Source organism: Pseudoalteromonas thalassia, assembly GCF_049257215.1.
In the GTDB taxonomy this organism is placed as follows: domain Bacteria; phylum Pseudomonadota; class Gammaproteobacteria; order Enterobacterales; family Alteromonadaceae; genus Pseudoalteromonas; species Pseudoalteromonas lipolytica_C.
The window spans coordinates 168,012-180,925 of sequence record NZ_JBMMUE010000008.1 but is presented as its reverse complement, the minus strand read 5'-3'; the positions used below and the strand labels follow the sequence as shown (position 1 = coordinate 180,925).

Here is a 12,914-nt window from a genome sequence, read left to right as displayed (position 1 = left end):
ACTTCTTGCAAATTAATAAAAAATTGTCGATAAGGATAACTCAAAATACACGCTAATCACAGCGGCAAATAGGCGCTTTTATTAATTTTGTCTGGAAATATATTTTCAGGGCAGGTTAACCTATACTCAACTAGAATAACGATTGATTTTTCATCATTTTTGAAGGAGTAACCGATGGCAGACTATAAATCTTGGCTCACTGATTTAACTAAATGGATTAAAGATGTAAAAGACAATGAATTAAAGGATGCAATAGATAAATTTGTTGAATCAGAGCAAGCACTTAAAGATTTAGGACAAGAAAAGCTTAGCCAATATCGAGAGTATCTGAAGCGCGATATTGATCACATCAAAGAAAATGATGAGCATTATGACTCGTTGGCTTGGCTTGAACTTAAGGAATCGCTTTGGTACGAGTTATCGCATATTGAAGATAAAACCCAGTTAGAATGGCATGCCCTTAATCAAGATTTTAAACACGATGGTGTCTATCAAGAAGGAGAATGGATAGCCATGGGCACATTAGTATGTAAAAATTGCCAACATAGTTACGATGTTTACCATGCTACGCAAATTACTCCTTGTACTGAATGTGGCGGTATTTATTTTCGCCGTAAGGCATTACAACCTTAAATCAGTGACGCAGGCTTTTGCTGGGCGTTACCTATAATGCCCAGTCAAGACTGGGAAATAAGAAGTTAGAATGACAAAAAAACTAATCCCATTACCTGTTTCTGCGCTAGCGCCAGAGATTTCTGCAAGCCATGTTGCCACTTGCATGCAAAACCCGTATCCAGAAGCACTCCCTTTTATCGGCCAGCAACGAGCACAAAGCGCTCTCGACTTTTCTCTGGGAATGGAACTTCCGGGTTATAATGTTTATGTGATGGGTGAAGCGGCACACGGCCGCTACACTTTAGTGAAAGATAAACTCACAGCCCATTCTAAAGGCCGTCCAACTCCCAATGAATGGTTGTATGTAAATAACTACGACGATCACCGTGAGCCAATTGCGCTGTTTATGCAAGCAGGGCAATCGAAGCAGCTTGCCGGTGATATCGACTCGTTTATTGATGAAGTGCTTGATACTTTTCCTGCGGCATTTGATAACCCAGGGTATCAGCGTAAGAAAAAATCAATTGATCGCGAGTTTACCGACACCTACGATGCAGCTATAACTGCAGTAGAAATTGCTGCTCTTGAGCAAAGCGTGGCTCTCATTGAAGAAAATGGTGTGGTTGGCTTTGCTCCACTTATTGACGGTAAGCAACTGAGTGATAGCGAATTTGCAGCTCTTGAAGAGCCGCTTCGTATAGAGTTTTATGAGGTCATTGAAAAGCTTGAAGATGCGTTAATCGAAGCGCTGATTGAGCTACCACGTTGGAAGCGTGAATCATCAGAAAAACTGCGTAACCTTAAAAAATCAACAGCAGAACTTGCTACTAAACCACTTCTTAAAGCGCTTGAGCATAAATACGCAACACATATTGGGGTTCTTCGTTATCTAAAAGATATTCGTGAAGAAATCATTGATGCGGTACTGGAGTGGCTCGACGATGATGACAACGACGAAAATAAAGAAGATTTTGACCGCAAAGGTATGCTCACAGATTTCTTTGCGCCAAATATTTTAGTGGAATACAAAGAAGGCGATGCTGCGCCTGTAGTCTATGAGCCGAACCCAACCTTTGGCAATATCTTTGGCAAGATTGAATATGCAACGTCGCAAGGGTCACTTATCACCAGCTATCGCTCAATTCAGCCAGGTGCATTACACCGTGCTAATGGTGGTTATTTGATCATGGATGCAGAGAAAGTTATGTCTAACCCGCAAGTGTGGGATGGCTTAAAACTGTCTTTGAAAACCCATCAAATCAAAAATGACTTACCCTACCAAGACAGCTCAGTAGGAAGTAGCTTTACATTACGCCCGCAGCTTATTCCACTTGATGTAAAAATAGTACTTTTAGGGTCGCGAGAGCTTTATTACACCATAGGTGAATATGACGAAGAGTTTGCTGAGTTATTTCGTGTACTCGCTGACTTCGATTACTACTTACCAAGTAGTGATAAGCTGCAGTATCAGTTTATTACCAAGGTAACTGAATATTGTCAGCAAACACTTAATTGTACTGTGAATGAAGCGGCGATGGCGAGATTATTAAAGTTTAGTTATCGCCAAGCTGAGCATCATAATAAACTCTCAGCTCGTTTTGCTGATGTATTAGAGTTAGTGGCAGAAGCTAGTTTTTATGCCAAGCAAGATGAGCAAACAGTGATTGATGCTCATCACATAGACGAGGCCATTGTTGGTAAGCAGTATCGAACAGGGCAAATCTCTGAAACCATGCTCAGTGATATCAAAGAGGGGCAAATTTTAATTGCTACTGAAGGTCACGCTGTGGGTAAGGTGAATGGCTTAACCGTGCTGCACATTGGCGATACCTCATTTGGTACACCAGCACGCATTACTGCCACTGTGTACGCAGGTGCTGATGGCGTTATTGACGTTGAACGTGAAGCTGAACTGGGTAAAGCCATTCACTCAAAAGGGGTGATGCTATTAACCGGTTACTTAGGTAACAAATACGCTCAGCAATTTAGCCTGACACTCAGTGCGAATATCGCAATTGAACAAAGCTATGGCTATATTGATGGTGATAGCGCCTCACTAGCTGAGTTGTGTGCGCTTATATCAGCCATTACTAACTTACCTATTAGCCAATCTATCGCACTGACAGGGTCAATTAACCAGCATGGTGATGTGCAATCAATTGGTGGTGTAAATGAGAAAATAGAGGGCTTCTTTAAGCTTTGTAAAATGCGTGGCTTAACCGGTGAGCAAGGGGTGATTATTCCTAAATCTAATCAAGTGAACTTGGTGCTTGATGATGAAGTGCTCGATGCCGTTGAAAAAGGCCGCTTTAACATTTATGCCGTTGAAACCGTTGATCAAGCATTGAGCTTATTAATGGATAAAGACGCAGGTGAAATGACCCCACAAGGCTATCCTGATGGCTCTATTAACGCGCTAGCCTTAGCAAGGCTTGCCAATATTGCTGATATCGTAAATGGCGACAATGATGATGAGAAGGACGCAGAATGATTAATTTATTACTTTTACTGATCATCGGTATTTTTTGCTTTTTAATTTTTAAAAATAGCAAAAAGGCGAAGCTACAAGCCCTTGAAAATGAAAAACTAGCGGCGGATTTTTTAGCGAACAATAGTAAAGCCGACGATGTTCATGAAACAGCATCTGGGCTGCAGTACAAAATTGAGCATCGCGGCGACAATGAGGCAAAACCAAGTGCTACCAGTAAAGTCAAGGTTCACTATCATGGTACGCTGTTAGACGGCAGCGTATTTGATAGTTCAGTGGTCAGAAACTCGCCAATCAGCTTTGGTTTAAATCAAGTCATTGCTGGTTGGACCGAAGGCTTACAGCTAATGAGTGAAGGGGATAAGTTTACCTTTTATATCCCACCGCAGCTTGCATACGGCAGTAAACGGGTAGGCAGCATTCCAGCAGGTTCATTGCTAATATTTGATGTCGAATTGATAAAGATAGAATCTTAAAATTTTAAAAGGCTTCATATTGAAGCCTTTTTTATTTGTTATTTCTTAACCCTGATAAACACACCCACAGCACTGAGTAATATCACTACAATCCATACTGGCCAATTACCATATTGACTATAAAGACTATCGCCTTTGATTAAGGTGATATTGGCTTCAAGTACATCAGCTTTAAATTGCGGCATGCTCAACTGTGATTTAGCAATAGGGTCGTAAACGGCGCTGATACCATTATTCGTTACGCGAATTAGCGGGCGTTGTAATTCTAGAGCACGCATACGGGCTATTTGCATATGCTGATGCGGGCCATGAGAGTCGCCAAACCACGCATCATTACTAACGGTGAATAAAATGTCTGAATCACTGCGATAATTACCACGCACTAAATCAGCAAAAGCAATTTCATAACAAATAGCGGGTAAAATATGTAAGCCGTTCGCCTGTAGATTGTTTTGAACTTCATCGCCTCGAGTAAATGACGACATAGGTAAATCAAACAGTGGGGCGATTGGACGCAGTAATTCTTGAAATGGCACGAACTCACCGATAGGTAATAATTGGTGCTTTTGATAGCGATTTTTACCTAAATACTGATAATGACCTTCGCTATCATCTTGCTCTTTCTTACCTAATACAATGAGGGTATTAAAAATATTACGGGTGTCGTATTGATAATCCACGATACCGGTGATCAGGGCTGTATTGTTAAAAGCTGCTGCACTATCAAGACCAGTTAGGTATTGTGTTGATAGGGCTTCAAGCTCAGGGACAGCAGCTTCTGGCCAAACAATGAGATCAGCATTCCAATGTAGGCGCGTCATGTCTTGGTATTTACTCATAGTATTCCAAAACTCTGACGGTTCAAATCGTAAATGCTGTTTAATGTTCCCTTGTACTAAAACTGTTTTAATTGTTTTATCTTGATACTGTAAAGCACTATTACTCGCAATTACGTATAAGCCTGCCAACAAGGTCACAGAGCCGATTAACGGCTTTACGTCTTTACCTAGCAAACGAAAGAGTGAAAATGCGATGAGCACGCAAACAAGTGTTATACCAAACTCGCCAATCACAGGGGCTAAAAAGTTGAGTGGGCTGTCGGTTTGTGTATAACCAAAGCTCAACCAAGGAAAGCCTGTTAGCAAAGTGCCACGTAAGTACTCTGTAACCGCAAAGTTGGCAAGCAACAGGCAGATAAAGCTATAGGGCCCTTTAGCAAGGCGGGTTGTCAACCAAGCTGCTAGTGCAGGATACAAGGCTAAGTAAGCGCAAAGTAGCACCATCAATGAAATCGATGCAATTAATGGCATACCGCCAAAGGTGGCTATCGATACATGCACCCAACTAATACCTGCACCAAACCAGCCTAAACCAAAGATAAAGCCATACTTAGCACTTTGTTTAGCGGCCGATTTACCATTTGCCTGCGGATTAATGCAATAGATAAGTATGCCAAGAGAGAGAAAGGCAATATACCAAAGATTATAAGGGGCGTAGCTTAAGGTTAAAAAGAGGCCCGCAATGAGTGCGAGCCAGGCTTTTTTATCTTTTGCAATAAGGCTTAGCTTAGTTAGCAGTTTCTTCACTGTCGTTATCATCAGCCTTAGGAATGGTGACTTGCAATTGTAAGATGCGACGGTTATCTGAGTTGGTGACTTTAAATTGCAGGCCATCAATATCAATTGTTTCACCACGACTTGGCATATGACCAAATGCGTGTAAAACAATACCACCTATGGTGTCAGCATCAGAGGTGCTGTAACCGGTTTTAAAATACTCGTTAAAGTCATCAACTTCAGTCAGTGCTTGTACTGCATAAACGTGTTTAGCTACTTGGCGAATATCTTGTTGGTCTTCGCTTTCGTCGTGCTCATCTTCGATTTCACCAACGATGATTTCAAGAATATCTTCGATGGTTACTAGACCCGACACGCCGCCGTATTCATCGATGACGATTGCCATATGGTATCGCTGTTGACGGAATTCGTTAAGCAGTGTGTCAACACGTTTGCTTTCTGGTACGACTACTGCTGGGCGTAAATAATCACGCAAAGAAGGCAACTGCTCATCTTTGTTTAAGATAAGTGGTAATAGATCTTTTGCTAATAAAATACCTTCTACATGGTCTTTATCTTCACACACCACTGGAAAACGTGAATGTGTTGAGTCAACCATCATAGGTAACAGTTCTTCAAGTGGTGTATCAACCTCTAACGTAACCATTTGCGAGCGAGGGATCATGATGTCACGAACTTTAAGCTCAGATACACCAAGTACTCCTTCGATCATTTCTTTGGTTTCAGGGTCGATAAGGTCGCGTTCTTGCGCATCGGCAATTACTTCAACCAGCTCTTCTTTATTCTGGGGTTCCCCTTGCAACATTTGGGTTATTCTGCCCAACCAAGTTTTGCCAGAAGAACCCTGGCTAGATTGCGAGTTGTCGTCGCTCATTGCGTCTAATTGCTCCGTAAATTTAAATATCGTCTCGATATGGGTCTGCGATGTTCAGATCAGCAAGTAATTGCTTTTCTATGCTTTCCATTTCGAGTGCATCTTCGTCCTTTATATGGTCAAATCCAAGTAAATGCAAGCATCCATGGATCACCATATGGGCAAAATGGTCATGAAAGGTCTTTTCTTGCTCAATTGATTCGGCCAAAACAATGGCCGGACAAATGATTAAATCACCCACTAAAGGTAACTCAATACCCGGTGGTGCTTCAAATGGAAACGATAAGACATTAGTCGGTTTATCTTTTCCACGGTAATCATTATTGAGCTGCTGGCTTTGTGCTTCGTCGCTTATGACGATAGTAAGCTCAGCGTCTTCACGGTAGTTACTAAGGGCTTTATCAGCCCATAGTTGGAATTGTTCAAAGCTAGGTAAGTCGTCAAACTCACAGGCTATTTGTAAATCTAATTCGGTCACGAGTTTGCTTCTTGTTGGTTTGCTTGTGCTTCTTTTGCACGTTGCTTTTCTGCGCGTTTTAAACGCTCAGCTTCATCATTGCGCTCATAGGCTTCTACGATACGTGCAACAACAGGGTGGCGCACGACATCGTGTGATTGGAAGAAATTAAAACTAATTTCATCTACGCCGTTTAATACCTCAATAGCATGACGAAGCCCAGAGCGAGCACCACGTGGTAAGTCAACTTGTGTGATATCGCCTGTGATCACTGCTTTTGAATTAAAACCAATACGGGTTAAGAACATTTTCATTTGTTCTGCGGTGGTGTTTTGGCTTTCATCAAGAATAATAAAGGCATCATTTAATGTACGACCACGCATGTAAGCAAGTGGGGCCACTTCAATGATGTTTTTCTCAATTAGCTTTTCTACACGCTCAAAGCCCAGCATTTCGAATAAAGCATCGTAAAGTGGGCGTAAGTACGGGTCGATTTTTTGGCTTAAGTCACCCGGTAAAAAGCCAAGTTTCTCACCAGCTTCAACTGCAGGGCGCGTTAATAAAATACGGCGAATCTCTTGACGCTCGAGGGCATCAACAGCAGCTGCAACGGCTAGATAAGTTTTACCTGTACCAGCGGGACCGATACCAAAGGTAATATCGTGATGCAGGATGTTAGCAACATACACGCCTTGGTTATCGTTGCGTGGTTTAATAACGCCACGGCGTGTTTTAATCACCATGTCTTTACCGTACACGCCCGGGTTTTCATCTTGCTCTAGGGCATTCGATTCGCTAATTGCTAAATGCACTGCATCAGGTTCAATTTCGCCTATTTGACCACGAATAGGTTGAGTGTCAATGTAAAGGTTTTTTAAGATTTCAACGCTGGCTGCGGCGCAATGAAGTTTACCCGTGACTCTGAAAAAATTATCACGGTGGGCAATTTCAACACCTAGGCGGCGTTCAATTTGTTTAATGTTTTCGTCAAACGGACCACATAAAGAAGAGAGTCGTTTGTTGTCGGCAGGTTCTAAATAAATCTCTAATGTTTTTAATTGATTACTCAAAATTACTTCCTATTCATGGGTGCTGGCAGTGCCAGCACCAGTGTCTCCCTAAGGTACGAAAGTAGCAACGCCAATTTCGTTAGGGGCAGCTGCGGCTTCAGCTTCGGCAGCTTTATTTAAAATTGCTGATGGCGCCACATCACGACGTAAATTCATCTCTGATTCTGTACGAATTAATTCACCACGTAAAGAGTTTGGCAACGCTTCAGTAATACGTACATCAACGAATTGACCGATCACTGAGTGAGGGCCTTCGAAGTTCACTACACGATTGTTTTCTGTACGGCCACGTAATTCCATTGGGTTCTTCTTAGAAGGACCTTCTACCAGGATACGTTGTTCAGTACCAAACATTTGACGGCTAATTTGCTGCGCCATTTGCGTGATGCGGTTTTGTAATAGGTATAAACGCTCTTTTTTCTCTTGCTCAGTCACATCGTCTGGTAAATCGGCAGCAGGTGTGCCAGGGCGCGCACTGTAGATGAAGCTAAAGCTCATATCAAAACCGATATCATTGATAAGGTTCATAGTTGCTTCAAAATCAGCTTTACTTTCACCAGGGAAACCAATGATGAAGTCTGATGACATGCTTAGGTTAGGGCGAATTTTACGTAATTTACGAATCGTCGATTTATACTCAAGCGCTGTATGACCACGTTTCATCAGGTTAAGAATACGGTCAGAGCCACTTTGTACTGGTAAATGTAAGTGATCAACAAGCTCTGGCACATCAGCGTATGCATCGATGATGTCTGGTGTAAACTCTACTGGGTGTGAGGTGGTGTAACGAATACGGTCAATGCCGTCAATCGCTGCAACATAACGTAGTAGGTCAGAGAAGTAACAAATCTCACCGTCGTGTGTTTCACCGCGATACGCATTTACGTTTTGACCTAAAAGGTTTACTTCACGCACGCCTTGCTCTGCAAGTTGCGCAACTTCAAGGAGCACATCATCTAAAGGACGACTTACTTCTTCACCACGCGTGTAAGGTACTACACAGAAAGTACAGTACTTAGAGCAGCCTTCCATGATTGATACAAATGCAGTAGGACCTTCTGCTTTTGGCTCAGGTAAGCGGTCAAATTTTTCAATTTCAGGGAATGAAACGTCAACCACAGATGTGCTGTCGCCACTTTGCACTTGCTTAATCATTTCTGGCAAGCGGTGTAATGTTTGCGGGCCAAAGATCACATCAACAAATGGCGCGCGTTGGCGAATTGAGTCACCTTCTTGCGATGCAACACAACCACCAACACCAATGATTAAGTCTGGCCTGTCATCTTTTAATAACTTCCAACGACCAAGCTGATGGAACACTTTTTCTTGTGCCTTTTCACGGATTGAACAGGTATTGAGTAAGATCACGTCAGCGTCTTCAGCTTCTTCAGTTAACTGATAGCCGTTTGTCGCATCTAGTAGATCAGCCATTTTCTGAGAGTCGTACTCGTTCATCTGACAACCCCAGGTTTTAATATGCAGCTTTTTACTCATTGAAATATAGCCTCGTTTTCAATTCGGTAGTGACACAAAAATGTGTTAGAAACAGGATTAAGTGGCAATTATGCCGACTTAAAGGACGCGTATTTTAGCTGGATACCCGCACAGATCCAAGTATAGTTTTAATCTTTGTGGTGTGAAATCAAACAAGTCCCTGATTTGAAATTCTTAAGTATTAAATGCACTGACACTGTTTATTGAATTACGTTACAATTTGCCGGGTATTTAAATAGCCAAATGAGCGAATATTAAATGAATAAAAATAAGATAATTGTTGTTGGAGGTGGCATGGTAGGTGCTGCTACAGCCATAAAATTGGCGCAGCAGGGGAGTGATGTCACGATTATTGAAAAGCACCTTATTGATGCGGATAGTATTCTTAGCTCAGATAAAGTGGATATTCGTATTTCGGCTATTAATCGTTTTTCAGAGCACCTACTTGATGAGCTTGGGGCAATGCCATTATTGCGAAAAAACCGAATCGCACCTTATCAACAACTAGAAGCGTATCAACAGCAAGATGAGAGCTTATTATTTGATTGTAAAGATATTGGCGAGACACATTTAGGCCATTTAATTGAAAATAGCTTAATTCAGGCGAGTCTATGGCAACAATTTGCTGATTACAATATTGAGGTTATCGAGCAAAAGACTCCTGTAACCGATATAAATCAAACTGACGATTCAATCACTCTGCATTATGGTGATACACACTATACGGCAGATTTAGTCATTGCGGCTGATGGTGGTCAATCACAATTGCGCACCAAAGCTGGATTAGGTGTAACTGGTTGGCAGTATGCTCAACATTGTATGGGTGTATTAATAAAACTGGATGCTCCTCAACAAGTAAAAACGTGGCAGCAATTTACTCCAACCGGACCTGTCGCGTTTTTACCTATGCAAGCACCTTATGCAAATTTAATTTGTTACCACGACGCAGCAGTTTTAAAGCAATGGCAAAAACTTTCTAATGAAGAACTTAAAGCAAAGCTCATTGCATATTTCCCTCAACTACCGGGTGACTTTGAATTACTTGAGCATGCTGTTTTCCCTCTTGCCAGACAACACGCCAATGATTACTCACAAGGGCGTTTAGTACTTGTGGGTGATTCAGCGCACACAATTAATCCTCTTGCAGGTCAAGGCGTAAACTTAGGCTTTCAAGATGTGGTTGCATTGGCGGATATTTTGGAAGATCAAGAAGACGTGGGTCAACATCAATTATTAAAACAATATGAGAAAAAACGTCGTCATGCGAATTTACTCATGATGAGTATGATGGATGCATGCTATTTTGGTTTTTCAAATGAAATAAAACCACTCAGTTGGGCGCGGAGCAAGTTCTTGAAATTAGCCAATAATAAAGGCCCTGCAAAAAATTGGGTATTGAAATATGCGATAAGCGGGACATTAAGTTAGAGCGCCATATAGATATTTTTTAATTTTGAAGTACAAGTGCCTTGGTAGCACTTGTACTTTACGAGCTATCTTAATTCCAAGTGCCACTTCTAGAGTACATATACTCTGCATCAGCACACCAATTTACATCAGCCCAAGTGTAGTCGGTGTAATAAATCTTATCTACACATCCCCTTACTGAGCTTTCAACCTTGAATACATCGACTATACAAGTAGTGCCAGTACAATCAGCAACGCTTGCACTATTATAAGTACCACTAAATACCCACTCAACGCGTGAAACATCTTTTGAGGTATTAACTTTGAAAGCAACCTTTGGTGCCCAGTTAGGATTAGTCTCACCACCAAAACAACGATTCTGGGTGTAGTTATCGTAGGCCATTGTATCTACGTAGCATGATACAGAGTTTGCAAAAGCATTAGCAGTGAATAGACCACTTATTAGAGTTAAAATTGTAAATAACTTTTTCATATAACTTTCCTTATTAGAGTGTTAGCTCGTTTTTTGAGCACTTTTAGAGTATCAATAAGGGTACTTTTGTCAATAAAAAGTTGCATAAAAGTTAATTTTTGTGATTCTTTATTATTGAAGCCTATTTATTCAGTTAGAAGTTAGGTATATGAAGTTAGGTATATGAAGTTAGGTATATGAAGTTAGGTATATGAAGTTAAGTATATGAAGTTAAGTATATGAAGTTAGGTATTTGAAGTTAGGTGTTTGAAATCAGGAAATAGAAATTAGAAAAGGAAGTAAGTTGGCTGGGATACCAGGATTTGAACCTGGGAATGGCAGGATCAAAACCTGCTGCCTTACCGCTTGGCGATATCCCAACGCTAAACTTGAAGAGTTTTAGTTCTACTTAAGAACATGGTGCGGAAGGAGAGACTTGAACTCTCACAACCGAAGTTACTGGAACCTAAATCCAGCGCGTCTACCAATTCCGCCACTCCCGCACATAGTGTGATGCAAGTGTATAGTAATGGAACCTAAATCCAGCGTCTAATCAAGACACCAGCCAATTCCGCCACTCCCGCATCATAGGGTTTGCTAATTTAAACTCTTAGCTTGAGTTTTCTTATTCACTCTCTTGGTAGAGAAAGTGGCTGGGATACCAGGATTTGAACCTGGGAATGGCAGGATCAAAACCTGCTGCCTTACCGCTTGGCGATATCCCAACAAAGAATAATTTGATAGTTTGGGTTCTTATCAAGAACATGGTGCGGAAGGAGAGACTTGAACTCTCACAACCGAAGTTACTGGAACCTAAATCCAGCGCGTCTACCAATTCCGCCACTCCCGCATCATTTGTACTAAATGTACTGGTAGTTATTTTAAGCTCTTCATTGAGCATTCTTCGTCACTTTAAGAAAGTGGCTGGGATACCAGGATTTGAACCTGGGAATGGCAGGATCAAAACCTGCTGCCTTACCGCTTGGCGATATCCCAACAAAGAATAGTTTGATAGTTTTAGTTCTTATCAAGAACATGGTGCGGAAGGAGAGACTTGAACTCTCACAACCGAAGTTACTGGAACCTAAATCCAGCGCGTCTACCAATTCCGCCACTCCCGCATCATTCGTACTAAAAGTACTGGTAGTTATTTTAAACTCTTCATTGAGTGCAGCTTAAACTCCTGCAGAGCCATTCTAAATAAAGAATGGTGGCTAAGACGGGATTTGAACCTGTGACCCCATCATTATGAGTGATGTGCTCTAACCAACTGAGCTACTTAGCCATCGTGGCTGGGATACCAGGATTTGAACCTGGGAATGGCAGGATCAAAACCTGCTGCCTTACCGCTTGGCGATATCCCAACAAAAGCTTGATAGTTTTAGTTCTTATCAAGAACATGGTGCGGAAGGAGAGACTTGAACTCTCACAACCGAAGTTACTGGAACCTAAATCCAGCGCGTCTACCAATTCCGCCACTCCCGCATCATTCGTACTAAAAGTACTGGTAGTTATTTTAAACTCTTCATTGAGCAACAAGAAAGAATGGTGGCTAAGACGGGATTTGAACCTGTGACCCCATCATTATGAGTGATGTGCTCTAACCAACTGAGCTACTTAGCCATCTTTTTTGTTAGCACTTCATCGCTGAGTGCGGGGCGTATTATGCTGATATGACCTAAATCCGTCAACACCTTTTTTGCAAAAAAACGCTTATCAGTGTTTGTTTGCATTAAAATTAAGCTAAGTGGCTAAATTTCATTTGAATTGCTGTTTTTTTGACTGCTATTTACCAATTTAAAACTGCAATGTGTTTTGTAACTGTTTTAATACTGATTTTAAGTTGCTTGATTTTCAAACAAAAATCAAGCAACAAAAATAGATAATTTCTTTTTATAGGATGTTTGCTTGTTAAAAACAACAGAAGAACTTATTTCTTAAAGTGATTGCAGCTAAAAGAGCACTCGATTTCGATCTTTGTTTC

At 41.4% G+C, this 12,914-nt stretch carries 10 protein-coding genes and 10 tRNA genes; 4 read left to right on the top strand and 16 right to left on the bottom strand.

The annotated features are described in order from the left end of the window. Positions 1 to 174 precede the first annotated feature (174 nt). From AAEU31_RS11645 to bamJ, 3 genes are all read left to right on the top strand, one after another. A complete protein-coding gene (locus AAEU31_RS11645) occupies positions 175 to 633 on the top strand; it encodes a zinc ribbon-containing protein (protein ID WP_135924127.1) in 459 nt (152 codons plus the stop codon). 70 nt (positions 634 to 703) lie between these two features. Continuing rightward, positions 704 to 3,106 carry a Lon protease family protein gene (locus tag AAEU31_RS11640; RefSeq protein WP_421967278.1) on the top strand — a complete coding sequence of 801 codons (2,403 nt, stop codon included), beginning with the start codon at positions 704 to 706 and terminating at the stop codon, positions 3,104 to 3,106. Continuing rightward, positions 3,103 to 3,579 (top strand): BamJ family beta-barrel-assembly machinery protein, encoded by a 477-nt coding sequence (bamJ, locus tag AAEU31_RS11635; protein ID WP_138558628.1) that lies wholly within the window; start codon positions 3,103 to 3,105, stop codon positions 3,577 to 3,579. Before AAEU31_RS11640 ends, bamJ begins: the two co-directional genes overlap by 4 nt. Before the next feature lie 38 nt (positions 3,580 to 3,617). Here bamJ and lnt read toward each other — a convergent pair whose 3' ends face one another. From lnt to miaB, 5 genes are read right to left on the bottom strand one after another with little or no spacing between them, the layout of a single operon-like run. Further along, on the bottom strand, positions 3,618 to 5,165 hold the full coding sequence (gene lnt, locus AAEU31_RS11630; RefSeq protein ID WP_421967277.1) for an apolipoprotein N-acyltransferase: 1,548 nt from the start codon (positions 5,163 to 5,165) through the stop codon (positions 3,618 to 3,620). Next, positions 5,146 to 6,030, bottom strand: a complete 885-nt coding sequence (gene corC, locus AAEU31_RS11625) for a CNNM family magnesium/cobalt transport protein CorC (RefSeq protein WP_135924131.1) — start codon at positions 6,028 to 6,030, stop codon at positions 5,146 to 5,148. Before corC ends, lnt begins: the two co-directional genes overlap by 20 nt. Before the next feature lie 22 nt (positions 6,031 to 6,052). Further along, on the bottom strand, positions 6,053 to 6,508 hold the full coding sequence (gene ybeY / locus AAEU31_RS11620; RefSeq protein ID WP_054551659.1) for an rRNA maturation RNase YbeY: 456 nt from the start codon (positions 6,506 to 6,508) through the stop codon (positions 6,053 to 6,055). Further along, on the bottom strand, positions 6,505 to 7,557 hold the full coding sequence (locus AAEU31_RS11615; RefSeq protein WP_135924132.1) for a PhoH family protein: 1,053 nt from the start codon (positions 7,555 to 7,557) through the stop codon (positions 6,505 to 6,507). Before AAEU31_RS11615 ends, ybeY begins: the two co-directional genes overlap by 4 nt. A gap of 48 nt (positions 7,558 to 7,605) precedes the next feature. After that, positions 7,606 to 9,051: a tRNA (N6-isopentenyl adenosine(37)-C2)-methylthiotransferase MiaB gene (miaB, locus tag AAEU31_RS11610; protein WP_421967276.1), complete on the bottom strand. Its 1,446-nt coding sequence runs from the start codon at positions 9,049 to 9,051 to the stop codon at positions 7,606 to 7,608. Positions 9,052 to 9,309: 258 nt separating this feature from the next. On the opposite strand from miaB, the gene AAEU31_RS11605 reads away from it, so the two are divergent. Beyond that, entirely contained in the window at positions 9,310 to 10,479 is a 1,170-nt protein-coding gene (locus AAEU31_RS11605) for an FAD-dependent oxidoreductase (RefSeq protein WP_421967275.1), read from the top strand. A 70-nt stretch (positions 10,480 to 10,549) separates the two neighbouring features. On the opposite strand, the gene AAEU31_RS11600 is transcribed toward AAEU31_RS11605, so the two are convergent. The 11 genes from AAEU31_RS11600 to AAEU31_RS11550 all read right to left on the bottom strand — a co-directional run bounded on the left by AAEU31_RS11600 (position 10,550) and on the right by AAEU31_RS11550 (position 12,553). Next, positions 10,550 to 10,951 carry a hypothetical protein gene (locus AAEU31_RS11600; RefSeq protein ID WP_138558631.1) on the bottom strand — a complete coding sequence of 134 codons (402 nt, stop codon included), beginning with the start codon at positions 10,949 to 10,951 and terminating at the stop codon, positions 10,550 to 10,552. A gap of 284 nt (positions 10,952 to 11,235) precedes the next feature. Further along, positions 11,236 to 11,310, bottom strand: a tRNA-Gln gene (locus tag AAEU31_RS11595). A 38-nt stretch (positions 11,311 to 11,348) separates the two neighbouring features. Then, positions 11,349 to 11,433: transfer RNA gene (locus tag AAEU31_RS11590), tRNA-Leu, on the bottom strand. 147 nt (positions 11,434 to 11,580) lie between these two features. Beyond that, positions 11,581 to 11,655 (bottom strand) — tRNA-Gln (locus tag AAEU31_RS11585). Positions 11,656 to 11,695: 40 nt separating this feature from the next. Next, positions 11,696 to 11,780 (bottom strand) — tRNA-Leu (locus tag AAEU31_RS11580). Positions 11,781 to 11,851: 71 nt separating this feature from the next. Then, positions 11,852 to 11,926: transfer RNA gene (locus AAEU31_RS11575), tRNA-Gln, on the bottom strand. A 40-nt stretch (positions 11,927 to 11,966) separates the two neighbouring features. Next, positions 11,967 to 12,051 (bottom strand) — tRNA-Leu (locus AAEU31_RS11570). An 87-nt stretch (positions 12,052 to 12,138) separates the two neighbouring features. After that, a tRNA-Met gene (locus AAEU31_RS11565) sits at positions 12,139 to 12,215 on the bottom strand. 4 nt (positions 12,216 to 12,219) lie between these two features. Beyond that, positions 12,220 to 12,294 (bottom strand) — tRNA-Gln (locus tag AAEU31_RS11560). A 36-nt stretch (positions 12,295 to 12,330) separates the two neighbouring features. Further along, positions 12,331 to 12,415, bottom strand: a tRNA-Leu gene (locus AAEU31_RS11555). A 61-nt stretch (positions 12,416 to 12,476) separates the two neighbouring features. Beyond that, positions 12,477 to 12,553: transfer RNA gene (locus AAEU31_RS11550), tRNA-Met, on the bottom strand. Positions 12,554 to 12,914 lie beyond the last annotated feature (361 nt).

What these genes read in the sequence shown, in the direction of transcription:
- AAEU31_RS11645 (WP_135924127.1), top strand. Translation starts at nt 175, where the DNA reads ATGGCAGACTATAAATCTTGGCTCACTGATTTAACTAAATGGATTAAA.
- AAEU31_RS11640 (WP_421967278.1), top strand. Translation starts at nt 704, where the DNA reads ATGACAAAAAAACTAATCCCATTACCTGTTTCTGCGCTAGCGCCAGAG.
- bamJ (WP_138558628.1), top strand. Translation starts at nt 3,103, where the DNA reads ATGATTAATTTATTACTTTTACTGATCATCGGTATTTTTTGCTTTTTA.
- corC (WP_135924131.1), bottom strand. Translation starts at nt 6,030, where the DNA reads ATGAGCGACGACAACTCGCAATCTAGCCAGGGTTCTTCTGGCAAAACT.
- miaB (WP_421967276.1), bottom strand. Translation starts at nt 9,051, where the DNA reads ATGAGTAAAAAGCTGCATATTAAAACCTGGGGTTGTCAGATGAACGAG.
- AAEU31_RS11605 (WP_421967275.1), top strand. Translation starts at nt 9,310, where the DNA reads ATGAATAAAAATAAGATAATTGTTGTTGGAGGTGGCATGGTAGGTGCT.
- AAEU31_RS11600 (WP_138558631.1), bottom strand. Translation starts at nt 10,951, where the DNA reads ATGAAAAAGTTATTTACAATTTTAACTCTAATAAGTGGTCTATTCACT.